Origin of the sequence: Dinghuibacter sp. (assembly GCF_035492835.1) — a bacterium.
Classification (GTDB): Bacteria; Bacteroidota; Bacteroidia; order Chitinophagales; family Chitinophagaceae; genus Dinghuibacter.
Map to the genome: position 1 here is coordinate 1 of NZ_DATJIY010000145.1, position 15,300 is coordinate 15,300.

General features: G+C 58.7%; 12 protein-coding genes. 8 read left to right on the plus strand and 4 right to left on the minus strand.

What is annotated here, in order from left to right:
* Window positions 1-1,719: tetratricopeptide repeat protein (locus VL547_RS13310; protein WP_325578528.1), on the minus strand; the 1,719-nt coding region annotated here is incomplete at its 3' end.
* An 82-nt stretch (window positions 1,720-1,801) separates the two neighbouring features.
* Window positions 1,802-3,739 carry a PKD domain-containing protein gene (locus tag VL547_RS13315; protein WP_325578530.1) on the minus strand — a complete coding sequence of 646 codons (1,938 nt, stop codon included), beginning with the start codon at window positions 3,737-3,739 and terminating at the stop codon, window positions 1,802-1,804.
* Between the two features lie 81 nt (window positions 3,740-3,820).
* On the opposite strand from VL547_RS13315, the gene VL547_RS13320 reads away from it, so the two are divergent.
* From VL547_RS13320 to VL547_RS13335, 4 genes are all read left to right on the plus strand, one after another.
* Window positions 3,821-4,381, plus strand: a complete 561-nt coding sequence (locus tag VL547_RS13320) for a sigma-70 family RNA polymerase sigma factor (protein ID WP_325578532.1) — start codon at window positions 3,821-3,823, stop codon at window positions 4,379-4,381.
* Window positions 4,365-5,108 carry a hypothetical protein gene (locus tag VL547_RS13325; RefSeq protein WP_325578534.1) on the plus strand — a complete coding sequence of 248 codons (744 nt, stop codon included), beginning with the start codon at window positions 4,365-4,367 and terminating at the stop codon, window positions 5,106-5,108. The genes VL547_RS13320 and VL547_RS13325 overlap by 17 nt, the downstream gene beginning before the upstream one ends.
* 61 nt (window positions 5,109-5,169) lie before the next feature.
* Complete coding sequence (locus VL547_RS13330) at window positions 5,170-5,580, plus strand: hypothetical protein (RefSeq protein WP_325578536.1); 411 nt, start codon at window positions 5,170-5,172, stop codon at window positions 5,578-5,580.
* Between the two features lie 95 nt (window positions 5,581-5,675).
* A complete protein-coding gene (locus tag VL547_RS13335; RefSeq protein ID WP_325578538.1) occupies window positions 5,676-6,524 on the plus strand; it encodes a hypothetical protein in 849 nt (282 codons plus the stop codon).
* Here VL547_RS13335 and VL547_RS13340 read toward each other — a convergent pair.
* On the minus strand, window positions 6,514-7,035 hold the full coding sequence (locus VL547_RS13340) for a dihydrofolate reductase family protein (protein ID WP_325578540.1): 522 nt from the start codon (window positions 7,033-7,035) through the stop codon (window positions 6,514-6,516). The two genes, VL547_RS13335 and VL547_RS13340, sit on opposite strands and share 11 nt — an antisense overlap.
* 92 nt (window positions 7,036-7,127) lie before the next feature.
* Here VL547_RS13340 and VL547_RS13345 point away from each other — a divergent pair, with 92 nt between their 5' ends.
* Window positions 7,128-9,485, plus strand: a complete 2,358-nt coding sequence (locus tag VL547_RS13345) for an ABC transporter permease (protein WP_325578542.1) — start codon at window positions 7,128-7,130, stop codon at window positions 9,483-9,485.
* 3 nt (window positions 9,486-9,488) lie between these two features.
* On the opposite strand, the gene VL547_RS13350 is transcribed toward VL547_RS13345, so the two are convergent.
* On the minus strand, window positions 9,489-10,223 hold the full coding sequence (locus tag VL547_RS13350) for a GLPGLI family protein (RefSeq protein WP_325578544.1): 735 nt from the start codon (window positions 10,221-10,223) through the stop codon (window positions 9,489-9,491).
* 111 nt (window positions 10,224-10,334) lie between these two features.
* Here VL547_RS13350 and VL547_RS13355 point away from each other — a divergent pair, with 111 nt between their 5' ends.
* From VL547_RS13355 to VL547_RS13365, 3 genes are all read left to right on the plus strand, one after another.
* The gene (locus VL547_RS13355) at window positions 10,335-11,759 is read left to right on the plus strand and encodes a HAMP domain-containing sensor histidine kinase (protein ID WP_325578546.1); all 1,425 of its coding nucleotides are present in this window, start codon (window positions 10,335-10,337) and stop codon (window positions 11,757-11,759) included.
* Entirely contained in the window at window positions 11,756-12,460 is a 705-nt protein-coding gene (locus tag VL547_RS13360; protein WP_325578548.1) for a response regulator transcription factor, read from the plus strand. The genes VL547_RS13355 and VL547_RS13360 overlap by 4 nt, the downstream gene beginning before the upstream one ends.
* A gap of 66 nt (window positions 12,461-12,526) precedes the next feature.
* Window positions 12,527-15,298 carry an outer membrane beta-barrel protein gene (locus VL547_RS13365; protein WP_325578550.1) on the plus strand — a complete coding sequence of 924 codons (2,772 nt, stop codon included), beginning with the start codon at window positions 12,527-12,529 and terminating at the stop codon, window positions 15,296-15,298.
* Window positions 15,299-15,300: the final 2 nt, after the last annotated feature.

The following is a 15,300-nucleotide window of genomic DNA, read 5'->3' on the forward strand; positions in this document are numbered from 1 at the left end:
GGGACCGGAAGCGAAATACGTGGTCAGGAACTGCCGGATATTGTCCTGCCATCCGGCCGTCATCGATATGCGATCCGCGAAAACGATGCCCTGGCGGGTACACTCGACGGCGTACAGGGCTTTTGCTCCGGCAAAGAATGATCGCATGGATTCCTTATCGTTTGTGAATATATCGCCCCAGGTCGCCGCGGCATCGGCCGCCGGGTTTGCGGCGTCGCCCTTTTGCCCCGCGGCGCCGCTCCGCACTTTTTTCCGTAGCGTCTCGAGCTCCCACTGGACCTGTTGGTACCGGGGGTCTTTCTTTTCCCCGTAATAAACGAGGGCCCGCTCGAGGAGGAGTATCCGGTGATGGAGGCTGTCGGGACGGGCCAGTTGGTCCTGCTGCCGCACCTCCTGGAGCAGCAGCTGGGCTTTGCTGCTCTCCATGAATTCCAGGATCGACTGTCGGTATTTTGGCTGCCCGGTAGCCCTCCAGGCGTCCCAGGCCAGTTCTATCGCCGTTTCGCGGCGTGCGCGGCTTTCGGTGACGGCCCTTTCCCGCGCCGGGCCCGATATGAATTCGTTGCGCAGCTCCTTTTCAGCGGAGAAACTAAGGCGGTAACAGCGCAATGCCTCGTCAACGGAGTCCCTTGCCGCAAAGACGCGACCCAGGCTGAAAAGGACGTCAACGAGGGTGTTTTCCGCGTACAGGTCGCTGTCCTGCAATGACGCCAGGGGCTTTCCCCCCACCAGGACCGCCAAACAGCTGTCCAGCCAGGGCTGTGCGGTTAGCCCTGTTTCACGGCGGACCCGCGCCGGCGGCGACGTTTTAGGGTAGGCCCGCGCTGGCGGCGACGTTTCCAGGTAAAGATCCCCCAACCTCAAATACAACTTCGCCCTTTCCCGCCGGCGCATCAGGCTCCGAAGACCCCATGCCCGCCGGTAATAAGAAAGCGCGAGCGCCGGTTCGTCCAGGTATATGTCGCCCGCCTGCTGGTAAGCCACCGGCAACCACTGGCGCGCATCGCTCTGCGATAAAAGCCCGAGACCCTCCTGGATAATCGACCGCGCGTCGGCGACCCGTCCCAAAGCCTTGTAGGCATCCGCCTCCTGGGACAGCAGCAACCCGCGAACCGAGGGCCGCGCGGCCATGGCCAGGCCCTTACGGCAATAATCCAGTGACTGTTCCGGATTACCCCGGTTGCCTTCCGCAGCCGCCAGGTTGCTGTACGTCCCCGCGATCTCTTCGTTATTCCCCAGGGCCAGGGCGATCGAGAGCGCCTTTTGGTGGATAAAGAGCGCCTGCTCATAATCGCCGAGCCGCGTATAGTTGTTACCGAGGGGTTTCAGGATATTCTCGAGCACCAGCGAATCATCCTGGATGTCCTGGTGTCCGCGGGCCCATTGGAACGCCGACGTATACGCGTCGGTAGACCGGACGATATCGCCCGCCTGTAGCAACGCGTAGCCTTCGTTGACCAGCATGTCCTGCCAGGCCTGCGCCTCGTCGTCCCCGCGCGGCGGACGCCACGCGTCCGCCACCGCCCGGAGCAGCACCGGGTAACGGGTGGACGGCGCTGCCGCCACCCATTGGAGTTGTGCGTAAATCCAGCCGGACAGGTCGTCCTTTTGCCGGTACGTTGACAGGTGTAAAGCGGTGGCGCCCGCGGGCACCGTGTCCTGCGCCCGGACGGGGCCGGACGCCAGCAGGCACAGAAGGAGCGGGAACCATTTTTGCATGGCTGAAATTACGCCGGGCGGCGCACATTACGCGTGGCCGCCCGGCAACGCGGGGCGGCTCGCCGACGTCGGGCGCCCCCGCTCACAACTTGAACCCCGCGTATAAATAGAACCTGTCAGACAAATTCCCCCGTAACGGCCGCAGATACCGGAGACCCACGACCGGTCCGGTCCTGACACGTCCCACCTGTATGTCCACGAAGGGTTCGGCGTCCCAGCTCCCGATCCAGTGCGTCGAGCTCCTGACGCTGGTCGCGGAAGTCATAAGGGATAATGGCGGCAGCTGCGTCTGGAAGTACACTTTGTTGGTGGTCGTGACCTGTTCCGTGAGGCTGATGCGCGCCGTGGCGCCTATCCCGACGCCGATCCAGTTATTCAGGTTATACCGGAAATGGATCGGCGTCGCTTCCAGCGAATTTCGTTTGGTCACCGTCTGGGTCTGCCGGCCGGTAATCACGTACAGCGACCCCAATATGCTGGTGTCCTTGTTGACCTGGACGAGCACGCCGGCGTCCTTTTCCTGCTCCAGGGCCGTCACGCTGGCCTCCGCCTGGAAATAAGGCCGGTACGGCGAAAACGGAGCCAACACGTACCCGATTTGAACGGGCCCGCTGGTCGAATAACCGCCCTGGCTGGGCAGGTAGTTGTAGCCCACCATGATACCCGGCGACAACCCCTTTATGAATCGCGCCGTCGCCGGGTTGGTCACCAGCGGCGGGCTGCCGTCGAATGCAATCGCCGCGTTAGTCCGGAAGGGGATCTTCTTAGGCTTGCGCTTGAACCGGATCGTAAACTCCACAAACCCCTTCGTCGAATCGGGGTCGCTGACGATCCCCTGCTGGAGCCCCGGCAGGTAGATATTATGCAGTACAAAATAGATGCTGTCCGCCCTCCGGAAAGTATCCAGGCAACTGTGCCCCCGGTACGTCGAGTCGCACCAGGGACAATACGGACTTAGCGCCCGGAGCTGGATGCTCTGCCCGTTCAATTCCGAAGGGATGCGCACGCCGATCGAAACCTGGTGGGTGGGCCCTTTACCCGTATTCTGAAAACTCACCCGGTAACGCAATTCCTTTTTATCACCCATGAACCGGTAGTTGATTCGGTGATGGATGAGCTGCATCCGGTTGGGGTCGTGGGAAGAGACGATCGGCACGTCGAGCTCGCAGACCTCCGGAGGCGCCCCAGGCTGGTCCGGGACCAGCATGGCGATCAGGGATACGGTGGTGTTCGTATCCTTGATCATTTCCGGGAGGGTGGTCATTTCCACGAAAAGGAATTTCTCCGGGTCCTGGCCGGTCGCCGGGAAGTGTAGTACCGTGTGCTGGCTGAACTGGCTTTGCAGGGTGTGCAGGATGGACAGGGTCTCTCCGGCGGCGCCGTCGGACACATCCAACCCGGCGCGCGGGCCGCCATAAGCCACGTCCCCACCGCCGGCCCAGGGTAACCCTGCGAGCAACGCCTCCATCGTGGATGGCGTCTCGCCGTGGTACGTCCGCTCGTCCGCCAGCGCAAACCCCTTCCGCACGAATTGCCGTTCGTTATAAAAAAGGACGATCGACCCCGCCTGCTGATTCCGGTAGCCAATCAGGGCCACGAAATTTTCCCCCGGTTTTGGATTGCGGTTAAGCTTCATCCCGATGTTCCCTTCCCCGTGAAAGAAGTGTGACGCCCATACGCCGGTCCCCTTCCGGCGGACCCTGACGGGACGCGGCCGGGTGGTGGGCGCCTTGCCGTCGTCGTAGTTGTTGGTGGCAAAAAGCCGCACCTGGTAAACCCCCGTGTCCTTGTAAGACAGCACCGGCGATCTGTCGAAACTGAAGCGTCCGTCCCCCAGCTCCCAGAAATAGCTATAGTAAGCCGCGGGGGCCCCCGCCAGTTGGCGCAACGGCCTCAGACCCGCCGAAAAACGCACGCTATCCCCCACTTCCTCCGTATGGATAGTGGGCGGTAGGGTATCCTGCGCTTTACAGACGACGGTCGCGGACAGCATCAGGAATAAGGCCAGGGCTTTACACATACTTATATATAGGGCGGTGCATGCTTTTGTTACCCCCTTTCCCCGGTTTTTTCGATATTCGCTGGAAACAACCTATCCTGGATGCACGCAGATCAGCGCTATCTCGAAGGGTTACTACACAACGACGGCCGGGTGATAGAGGAAATATACCGCCGTTTTGCCCCCGGCATCAAGCGTCATATTCTCCTAAACAAAGGCAGCGAAGCCGACGCGGCGGATATTTTCCAGGAATCCCTGATCGACATCTATAATCAGACCAAATATAAAGGACTTGTCCTTACCTGCCCTTTCGAGCCTTTCCTCCTCCTGGTGTGCCGGAGGAAATGGCTCAATGAACAAAAAAAGAGGGCCCACATCCGGGTAACAAAATCCACAGACGATGTATTTGACTACGGAGAAGACGTATTCAAGACTGCGGAAGAGGCGCTCCGACAGGAGGACCGGGTACGGGTTTTTATGGTCCAATTCGAACGGTTGGGGGAAAAATGCCGTGAAATCCTATCGCTGAGCCTTAGCGGAGAACACCAGGAAAAAATCGCGGCTGCCCTGGGCGTCACCTATGGCTACCTGCGGAAGAAGAAATCGGAATGCATGGCTACCCTATTATCATTTATACAGGAACATTATGGCGACCCACGATAAAGAAACGATCATCCGATATGTGGAGAACGAGCTGTCCGGGGCCGAAAGACAGCAGTTCGAAGCGGACCTCCGGACGGACCCCGGTCTGGCGGCCGAGACCGACTTGTACCGGGAATTGAGGGATACTCTTACGCAGCGGCTGGCGCCGGACCCCGCGGCGGAGGGGCTGCGCAGGACCCTTACGGAGATGAATCGGGAATATTTTGCGCCGCCGCGCCTGAGCCCGCACATCGGCCGGCGATACTGGATCGGCGCCGCCGTGGCCGCGGCCATCGCCATCGCCGTGGTGGTGTACCTGCCCACGTGGCGCAGCGGCGACCTCGGCGAACTGGGACGGACCCAAATGATCCCGACGGCCGAACGGGGCAACGACAGCGATACCCTGCTCCAGCAGGCTGCCGTTTATTTTAACGCCGGCCAATTCGACAAAGCGCTACCCATCCTGGATAAAGCCGTACAGGCTGACAGCGCGAGCCAGCTCGCGTTGTTTTACCGCGGCGTATCCGAGATGCATACCGGCGCGTTTGCCACCTCCCGAGCCGACCTGGAAAAGGTATTTGGAGGAACGTCCATCCTGCAATACGACGCCGCGTTCTATATCGCCCTGGGATACGCCCAGACCCATGATAAGGCGACCGCGCTCCTATGGCTCGGGAAAATCCCCGCCGACGCCCCCGTAGCCGCGCGGGCAAAAAAGCTCGCAGAAAAGCTGGCGAAAGGGGGGTAACAAAATTCCGGGTCCGTTGATATAGTAGTGTAATCATTACTAAACTATAAAAACGGACATTATGAAGACCTTTATTTTCAGCCTGATCGCCGGCACATCCCTTTTGATTGCCGATCATTCCAACGCCCAGATCCACATTGGCGGCGGCGCCGCTGCCCACCTGAGCTCCAGCGCCAGCGTAGCGACGCCCGGCATCAATAACGCCCTGAGGGCATCCACCGCCGCAGCCAGCGCGTCCGTAAGGAGCGCCGCCCATACCAGCGTACAGGCCGCCGCCACGGGGCAGCAGGCCGCCGTTAAGACGGCTAACGCAGGCGCGCACATAGCGGGCAATACGGCCGCCGCGACCGCGTCTACTTCGGGCGCACAATCGGTGACCGTCGGTAAGACCTCCGCATCCGCTAATCAATCGCTCACGGCATCTCGCAATAAGGTAAGTGGCAATGTCGGTATCACCGCCGGCAAACAGTGATTCGTTGCAACCTATGAAGCCTGTTTTTGACCTATGAGGACGCTCGTTTTAACGCGGCCGCTGTAAGGCGGCCGCCTTTTTAAAACCTCGTTACTATGTTACATCGCTTATTCTACCTCAGCCTCTTTATCGCGATAACCGGATCATGCATCGCCCAGGTCGGGGACTCGACGCGCCAGGCCGCCAAAGATACCGTGGCGCGGAAAAAGACCCACCTGGTCCTCGGGTTCACCTACAACTCCGACATGAATTACTATGGCCGTACCGACAGCCTCGTGACCGCCGGCGTCTGCCCTTTTATCGGCATTTCCTTCAAGGATGGGCTGTACCTGAACTCCACCTTTGTATTCATCCGGAACACGGCGGAGTCCCGGTACGCTGCCACGCTCCTGGAAGGCGGGTATGGTTTTGAAAATAAAAAAGAGACCTGGGCGGGTAACATTTCCGTTACCCAGTTCTTCTACCAGTCCGGCACCGGGCTTGTCGCCTCCGTGATAAAACAAGACGCCGCGGCGAGCATCACACACCTGAACAAAATCGTCGACATCACCCTGGGCGCCGACGTCAAGTTCAGCAATTCCACGGATCCGGGCGCCCAGGCGGGGTTGGACCACATCATCCGGTTCACCCGTTTGCTTGACAAAAAAGACGTCCTGGTCCTCGATCCCTCCGCCTATGTCTACGCCGGCACGCAGCACTTCATACAGACTTTCTACCAGCAACAGCACTTCCTCCTGTTTCCCACGGGGGAGACCCAGCAGACCCAGAACGTCGATCAGTTCAACGTCCTCGCCTATGAGTTCAGCATGCCGGTCGTATACGCGTATAGGAAATTCAACCTGATCGTCACCCCCGCCTACATCCTTCCCCAAAATGTGTCCGGACCCGGGGTAGCGGGGCCAAGCCTTTTTTATGTGACCGCTACCGCGAAATTTACTTTGTAAACCTGGTGTACCGGCTTTTCACCAAAAGATTATCATACACCTCCGTCTCCTCATGCCGGAACGAAAGCTCACTACATTCCCCGAATAATGGTAGCCCGGAACCCAGAACGATCGGCACGCGGGTGATGATCATTTCATCGATCAGGTCCTCTTTCAAAAAGGATTGGATCGTTAATCCTCCGTCGACATAAATGTTCCGCAACCCGCGGGCCTCCAATTCCGCCAGGGCCTCGCGGGGTGTCGCATTAATCAGCTCGGCGCCGCCGGCCAGCGGCGTCTCCAGGGTCCGGCTGAGCACAAACACCGGCTTGGTATACGGCCACGGGCTGAATCCCAGGACCACCTCGTACGTCCCGCGTCCGATCAGGTGGGCGTCGATCCCGGCGATGAATTCGGAATAGCCATAGTCGCTGCCCGTGGGATTGGGAATATTGTCGAGCCAATCGATCCCCCCGTCCTTGCGGGCGATAAAACCGTCGAGGCTGGTGGCGATATAGACGAAGTTGGCCATGGCAAGCGATTTATGCGAATGTATCGAACCGACTGAGGTTTAACAAAAACTTTTCATGTCACCGACTATCTTCAGCAGCAAATCCCCTCATAATGCTGCGAAACCACCTGCTCGTCGCCTGGCGTAACCTCGTAAAACGGGCGAGTTTTTCGGCGATTAATATTCTCGGCCTCGCCATCGGGATCGCGGTTTGCCTGTTGATCTATCTCTATGTACACTATGAGCTGACGTACGATCGGTACAACGAAAAGGCAGACCGGATCGCCCGGTTGACGGTCGTGCTGCACACCCCCGAATCCGACATGAAGATCGCCGCCTGTCCGATGATAGTAGGGGATGTATTGAAACGGGATTTCCCGGAGGTAGAGGATGTAGCCCGGTTTGGGTTCGAGGGCGGGATCGTGAAACGGGGCACGACCGTTTTCAATGAACCACACTGGTACACCGCGGACCAGAGCGCTATCAACGTTTTTACTTTCAAATTCCTCGCAGGCAATGCGGTAACGGCGCTTACCCAACCGAACAGCCTGGTGCTCACCCACAGTATGGCCATCAAATACTTCGGAAGGGACAACGTCATTGGCCAGGTGTTGACCGTTAACAAATCACAACGCGCCATAACCGGCGTCGTCGAAGACCGGCCGGCGAATTCCGACCTGCCGATCGATGCCCTTATGTCGGCGGACCTTTCCAAAGGCAGCACCTGGGTGGACCTGGACGAATCGATGTCTTACAGCTTTGTACTCTTCAGGCATACCCCTGACCTGGTGGCCTTTACCCGGAAGCTGCGGCAGATGTCCAAACGCCTGGCGCAGCCCGAGTTCGACAAGCAGGGCGCCACGGCCTATCACCTTTGGTTCACGCCGGAGCTGCTCAAGGACGTGCACTACAGCGAGGACAAGATGGGGGATACTCCCAAAGGCAACCGCTCCTTCAATACGATATTTTCGCTGCTCGCCATATTTGTTTTGCTCATAGCCTTGCTGAACTACATCAACCTTTCTACGGCCAAAGCCACGGAACGGGCCAAAGAAGTGGGTATTCGAAAAGTCAATGGGGCCGGGCGGGGGCAACTCGTCCGGCAATTTTTGTTCGAGTCGCTGTTGCTGGTATCCTTCGCCTGGTCGATAGCGCTGGGGCTGGCGGCGCTGGGTCTTCCTTTGATGAACAAGCTGCTGGACATCCGGCTCCCGTTACATTGGGCGGGTAACCCCTGGTTGGCGGCGAGTGTTTTCCTGGCGACCGTTTTCCTCGCGGGTACCTATCCCGCGCTGGTGCTTTCGTCGTTCAAACCGGCGCTGGTGCTAAAGGGAAGCATAACGACGGGACGAAACAAGCTGTTGCTCCGAAAAATCATCACGGTCGCCCAGTTTACGATCACCGCGGTATTGATCACCGGTGCACTGGCCATTTTCTGCCAGGTCCGTTATCTTGCCCACAAGGACCTTGGGTTTGACAAGACACGGCTCATCAATATCGTCCTGCCGGACTCAGCGCCCAGTGAGCCCATACCCGGCTTCCTGCAAGCGTTGCGGGTACAGTCCAATATAGCAGGGGTATCGGCGGGCGCAACGTTCCGGTCGGAAGATGTTCAACCCATGGCGACAACCTTTGCGGAAAAGAACGGCGGGGGAAGGGAAGAGTTTGTCAGCGACTATTTTTTTATCGACACCACTTTTATATCGCTGGTGCATATCCCTTTGATACAGGGACGGAACTTTTCAGCGGGCATGCATACCGACAGCGCCCAAAGCTTTATCGTCAACCAGGCTTTCGTTCGTAAAATGGGTTGGAGGAATCCGATCGGCAAAACCCTGGAGGGTTTCAACCACAAAGGACCCGTGGTCGGCGTCGTCGGTGATTTTTACTACCGTTCGCTACACAACGCGCTGCAGCCGCTGGCGATCGTGTTGAATACGACACCGCCCTCCAACATCCTGGTAAAGGCCACGGCCGCTTCGCTCCCGGCCATCAAATCGATCTGGAAGACCTATTTCCCGGATATACCGATCAACTACGGCTTCCTGGACGAACAATACGACGCCCAGTATAAAAAAGACAAACAAACCATGGCGTTGTTTAACGTCTTCACCCTGCTGGCGATCGGCATCTCCTGTCTGGGTCTGTATGGCCTCGTATCGCTGGTGCTCGCGCAGCGCACCCGGGAGATAGGCATCCGGAAGGTCCTGGGCGCGCCACTGCCGGATTTGGTGGTACTGCTGACGAAGGGCTTCCTGTCGCTGGTGGCGCTTTCTTCCCTGATCGCCATCCCCATTGCCGTCTATGCCCTGCACCGCTGGCTGGAGACCTATCCCTACCACATACCGCTGGCATGGTGGATGTTTGTAGCTCCGCTGTTATCGACGGCGTTGATCGCTGTTCTCACCACCGGCTACCGGGTCCTTAGGGCGGCGACGGCCAACCCCGTCATCAGCCTGCGCACCGACTAACCGTTACATCGTCCGTGTTATCGTCCTTCTCCCCAGCGAATCCGCCGGCCCAAACACCTCGTCCAATTTTTTGTTGTAGTCGGCACGGGTTATACGCTTGCTCCCGGTGGGCGGCGCCAGGTCCCTGGCAGAAGGCGCCGGGCGCCACTCCACCGCCGTATAGACGACGGCGCCGTTGTCCTGGTCGATCATCAGGATCAGCCCCGGCAGGTCGCAGAAATGATCCGGGCCGGCCGGAACGGGCATATCGACCGCATACCAGGCCTCGACCACCACGCCCCGCTTCCCCGTGGCGGTAGCCTTTTTACAGGGGTGGCCCAGGATGGTCTTTGTATCGTCGGTGAGTTTCCAGACATAGGAGTGGATGGTGTCGGCAATGACGTAAGACTTCTCATCCAATATTGTCTCTTCGAGCAGGCTGTTGTTCCCGAAGTTGTGGAACAGGACGCCTCCGTCTCCCGGTCCGTTGAACCGGATGACGACCCCGTGTCCGCCACCGCCGTCAAAAGGATCGGGGGCTTCGTCCTTCGGCACCGCCTTGTACGCCGAAACACTGTCGCGGAAATCGAGCTCGTACCTCGCCGTCTGGAACTGCGGTACCATGGCCCGCATCTGGTCGTTTTGCAGGTGCCGGTAGACGTCCATTTTCCTTTCGAATATGACGACGCCCTGACGGGTTTGGGCAAGCGCGGCAGCGCCGCAGGCCAGCAGGATGTTTAATAGTAGTACATGCTTCATATTGCTAAAGCTACCCTGGCGGCCCGTTAAGCAAGCTTGCTTTAATGTTAATTAAGGTTAATCCGGCGGCCGGCAGGCGCCGCTTTGTATATTTGGCGTTGAACTTTACGGATGACCCCTCCTTCCAAACTCCGGCTCTCGGCCCTGCTGATGGTCTGCACTACGCTCCTGATCGCGGCCTTCCAGACATACTGGATCGGCCGGCTCTACCACCAGGAGCGGGACGGGTTACAACGCAGCGCCGATGTCGCCTTCCGGGACGCGCTCTACAACCTGCAGATGCAGCGGTTTCACGCCGACACCATGCTCTTCAGGACCAACGTACCCGACAACCTTTTTACGTTCAACATCCTGGACAGCATAAGGGATCGCATGCAAGACTCCCTGCTCCGGGAGGTCAACGGCAACAAAAAGCTGATGATCACCATCCGGACGGATATACGCAGGGATTCGCCGGTTTGGGGCATCGACACGGTATTGCCGGCCGCGGCACACGTCGCCGTGGCGAAAGCGTTGCCCAATATCCAGATCCATCGCCTCCCCAGCGTACCCATCGATCTGCGCCAGCTCGACTCCGCCTACGACCATGAACTCCGCAAAAGCCATATACGTATCGCCTATACGATCCGGAAGACGGATAGGGCGGATACCGCCGGGCCCACCGGCCTGCTCACCACCAACACCGTTTATCTCGGTATTTCGCGGAAAAGCGGCTACCAGGCCACCCTCCTGGACCCGGGCAGCTATCTCTTTGGACGACTGGCCATCCCGGTACTCGTCAGCGCGCTCCTGTTGGGAATCACCATCCTCACGTTCGTGTTCATCTACCGGAACATGGTCGAGCAACGACGTTTGTCCGTTCTCAAAAACGAGTTCATCAGCAACATAACCCATGAATTGAAAACACCCATCGCCACCGTGAACGTGGCGGTAGAGGCCCTGCTGGCCTTCAACGCCCTCGAAGACCCCGAGCGCACCAGGGAGTACCTGGACATCTCGGTCCAGGAATTGAGGCGCCTGTCGTTGCTGGTCGATAAGGTGCTACGGCTTTCGATCCTGGAGAACCGGGACGTGGACCTGGCCTTCGAGCCGGTAGACTTGGGACGCCTGACGCCCGCCGTAATCAACGGTTTCCGGCTTCAGGCCGAAAAGGCCGGCGCCACCCTCCGGCTGCACCAGGAAGCCGTGGACCTCCGGGTGAATGCCGATCCCTTCCACCTGACCAGCGTCCTAATCAACCTGCTCGACAACGCGCTAAAATATGGGGGCCGGACCATCGAAGTCCGGCTGGAGCGCGCCGGCGACAAGGCGATCGTTTCGGTGACGGATTATGGCCGGGGCATCCCCAAGGCCTATAAGGAAAAGATATTCGAGAAGTTCTTCCGCGTGCCCAGCGGGGATCACCACGACGTCAAGGGTTATGGACTCGGGTTGAGCTATGTCCGCCAGATCGTGCAGCGCCATGGCGGGTCCATCGCCGTGGAAAGCGAGCCGGGCAAGGGCAGCACCTTCACCCTACAACTACCAGCCGCATGACGCGTATAAAAATCCTATACGCCGAGGACGAGCCCTTTTTGGGGAAGATCGTCAAGGAAACCCTCGAAGAAAAGGGTTTCGACGTCATCATGGAGACAGATGGCGCGGCGGTGCCCCTGGTTTTTCAGCGGACCCGGCCGGACGTCTGCGTCCTGGACGTGATGATGCCCCGGCTGAGCGGTTTCGAGGCGGCCGAGGCCATCCGTGCGCTCAACCGGGATGTGCCCATCATTTTCCTTACGGCCAAAACCCAGACCGAAGACCTCGTAACCGGTTTCAGGAAGGGGGGCAACGACTATATCCGGAAGCCCTTTAGCATGGAGGAGCTGATCGTCCGGATCGAAAACGCGCTCCGCGGCCGGCCGGCGCCCTCCACCCCCGAAAGCCTGCCAATAGGGCGGTATGTATTCGATACGCATAGGCAGGAGCTGTTGCCCGGAGGGCCCGGGGATTCCGCGGGTTCCGCGCGTAAGCTCTCCTTCCGCGAAAGCGAGCTGCTCAAGTACCTCTGGAACCACCGCGGCCAGGTCATCGACAGGGAAGACATCCTGCGGGCCATCTGGGGCAACGACTCCTTCCTGAACAGCCGCAACCTGGACGTATATATCACCAAGCTCCGGAGCTATATCAAGGACGACGACGCCGTCGAAATCCTGACCATCAAAGGCGTGGGTTATCGCTTCGTCCTCCCGCGATATTAACCTTCATTAACCTTTCATCTACCTTGGTAAACACGGGTCGCGCGGGGGCGGGGGTACATTTGGCTCATGCGCAAGATGCTACTGCTGGCGGGTCTGCTTCCTCTGACCGCCGCTGCCCAACACGTCTCCGGTCGCGTCGTCGACACGCTTGACCGGCACGGTCTTCCCTTTGCCACCGTCTCCCTCGTCTCAGCCGTAGACTCCACGCTGGTCACCTTCGCCGTCGCGGACTCCACCGGTCGGTTTAACTTGACCGCCATCGGTCGCGGGCCCTTTCTGCTTTCGGCTTCCTATGCCGGTTACGCGCCCCTGTGGAAGCGCCTGTCCTCCGGTGAACAAACCCTTTGCCTGACGAGCCTCAGCCATCTCCGCGACATCACCATCAATGCCCCCCGTCCCCCGGTAGAGATCAACAATGACACCCTCGAGTTCAACACCGAGAACTTCAAGACCCAACCCAACGCCGTGGTGGAGGACCTGCTCCGGAAAATGCCCGGGGTCACCGTCGAAAGCGACGGGACCGTCAAGGTGAACGGCCAAACCGTCCGGCGCGTCCTGGTCAACGGAAAGGAATTCTTTACAGGGGACATAAAAATGGCGACCAAGAACCTCAGCGCCGACGCCGTAGACAAGGTCCAGGTATTCGACCGGAAGAGCGACCAGGCTTCCTTCACCGGAATCGACGACGGCAACAGCGAAAAAACCATCAACCTGAAATTGAAAAAAGACCGCAACAACGCCCTCTTTGGAAAGATCACCGGCGGGGCGGGGGACCAGGGACGGTACGACGCCCAGGCGAACGTCAACCGGTTCAGCGGGGACAAACAACTCTCGTTCCTTGGCATGGGCAACAATACGAACCGGCAGGGGTTTTCGCTGATGGACGTGCTCAACTTCACAGGCCAGCTTTCCAGGGGATTGCGTAACGGCGGGGGCGCCATCCAGATATCCACCGGCACGGGCGGGAACAGCGGGAGCGGTCTGCCCGTGACGGGTCTCGGCCAGAGCCAACAGGGCGTCGCTGCTACTTTGGCGGGCGGCGTGAACTACAATAATACCTGGAACGGGGGGAAGACGTCGGTCAGTACCAGCTACGCCGCTAGCCATGTCCGCTTGGCCACCGATCAGGCGACCTACAGCCAAAATCTGTTTCCGGGGAATGAATACAATACCGTCGACACCACCCACACCATCAACGACGTCACCCAACACCGGTTCAACCTGGCCCTCGACCAGCAGGTCGATAGCTCATTCTCGTTACGGTTCACGCCGGTGCTCACCTGGCAGGACAACCACAAGGACCAGAACGAACGCTACAACAGCCTCGACATGGACGGCCAGCCGCTCAATAACGGCTACAACCACACGAGTCCAAACAGCGACGCCTTTGACGCGGAAGGGACCCTGCTGCTGCGCAAACGGTTGCGCAAAAAGGGACGCACTTTTTCCGCGAACATCGACCTTGCTTACAACCACAGCACCCTTTCAGGCAAACAACTCTCCGGCGATACGTTATACACATCCGGTCAACCGCCACTGGACTCCGCCATCGATCAGGCGACCAGCCGGAACGCACATACCTATAGTATAGGAGGCAATGTCACCTATACGGAACCGGTAGGCAAACGATCGCTCGCGAGCCTGAGTGGATTTGTCAACACCAATGTCGGCCACAGCGTCAAACAGACATATAATAATGACGTCGTTTTCGACTCCCTGCTCAGCAACGACTTCACCAGTCGCTATACCTATTCCGGCGGGACCCTGAACTTCAGGGGCAATCGCCGGCACGCCAGCTTCACCCTGGGCGCCACCCTCCAAACCGCCGGGCTTAACGCCCTGGACAACACCAGCGGACGGGATATCCGGCAATCCTTTACCGACCTGCTGCCCAGTGGCCTGTTTCAATACCAGTTCACCCAAACCAGGAACCTCCGGCTGGAGTACAACACCTATACCACTCAACCCACCATTGCCCAGCTCCAGCCCGTACCCGACCTGACCGATCCCCTGGCGGTGACCACCGGAAACCCGTCCTTGAAACGGTCGTACACGCATAGCGTCAGCCTCAACATGGTCTCCGCGAGTCCCGCCCAGAGGCGGAACCTGTTCGCCTTCTTGACGTTCTCCGAAACCCTGAACGCCATGGTGCAGAGCGACTCGGTCACCCCATACGGTACCCGCATCAGCCGGCCGGTAAATGCCCCCGGCTCAACGGCCCTGACGGCAGACGTCGACTATGGGTGGCCGTTGCGCAAACTACTATCACAGGTAGACGCGGGCAGCGGCCTGACCTACAGCCAGGGTCTGTCGTATATAAACGGCAACCGCAATAGGATCACCAGCCTGAACCTGGGCCCGAACCTGTCCTACAGCTTCAACCCCAACAAGCGAAACAGTGTAACCTTAAGTGCTAACGTTTCACTAAACATAGCCCAATATTCCCTGGAGCCCGCCCTCAACACGGATTACATACGTCAGAATTATGGAGTCGATCTGATCGACGACCTGCCCCTGGGTATATCCCTCCACAACAATTTCAATTACATTGTGAACACCGGCCGCATTGGAAGTTACAACATCAACATACCGCTGTGGAATAGCTCCGTATCAAAATACGTATTCAAGAATGACCGCGGGGAGCTGCGGCTCAGCCTCATGGACGCCCTCGGCCGGAACACCGGCATCACCCGAAATGTAGACCAGACGGCCATTCAGGACGAACGATACAACGTCCTGCAACGCTATATCCTCCTTTCCTTTACATATAGTCTGAACAAATCGGGGCTGAAGACTGGCGGTGGTACGAACGTCCGTGTGCGCACTTTCGGTCACTAGTA

What these genes read in the sequence shown, in the direction of transcription:
- VL547_RS13315 (WP_325578530.1), bottom strand. Translation starts at nt 3,739, where the DNA reads ATGTGTAAAGCCCTGGCCTTATTCCTGATGCTGTCCGCGACCGTCGTC.
- VL547_RS13320 (WP_325578532.1), top strand. Translation starts at nt 3,821, where the DNA reads ATGCACGCAGATCAGCGCTATCTCGAAGGGTTACTACACAACGACGGC.
- VL547_RS13325 (WP_325578534.1), top strand. Translation starts at nt 4,365, where the DNA reads ATGGCGACCCACGATAAAGAAACGATCATCCGATATGTGGAGAACGAG.
- VL547_RS13330 (WP_325578536.1), top strand. Translation starts at nt 5,170, where the DNA reads ATGAAGACCTTTATTTTCAGCCTGATCGCCGGCACATCCCTTTTGATT.
- VL547_RS13335 (WP_325578538.1), top strand. Translation starts at nt 5,676, where the DNA reads ATGTTACATCGCTTATTCTACCTCAGCCTCTTTATCGCGATAACCGGA.
- VL547_RS13340 (WP_325578540.1), bottom strand. Translation starts at nt 7,035, where the DNA reads ATGGCCAACTTCGTCTATATCGCCACCAGCCTCGACGGTTTTATCGCC.
- VL547_RS13345 (WP_325578542.1), top strand. Translation starts at nt 7,128, where the DNA reads ATGCTGCGAAACCACCTGCTCGTCGCCTGGCGTAACCTCGTAAAACGG.
- VL547_RS13350 (WP_325578544.1), bottom strand. Translation starts at nt 10,223, where the DNA reads ATGAAGCATGTACTACTATTAAACATCCTGCTGGCCTGCGGCGCTGCC.
- VL547_RS13355 (WP_325578546.1), top strand. Translation starts at nt 10,335, where the DNA reads ATGACCCCTCCTTCCAAACTCCGGCTCTCGGCCCTGCTGATGGTCTGC.
- VL547_RS13360 (WP_325578548.1), top strand. Translation starts at nt 11,756, where the DNA reads ATGACGCGTATAAAAATCCTATACGCCGAGGACGAGCCCTTTTTGGGG.
- VL547_RS13365 (WP_325578550.1), top strand. Translation starts at nt 12,527, where the DNA reads ATGCGCAAGATGCTACTGCTGGCGGGTCTGCTTCCTCTGACCGCCGCT.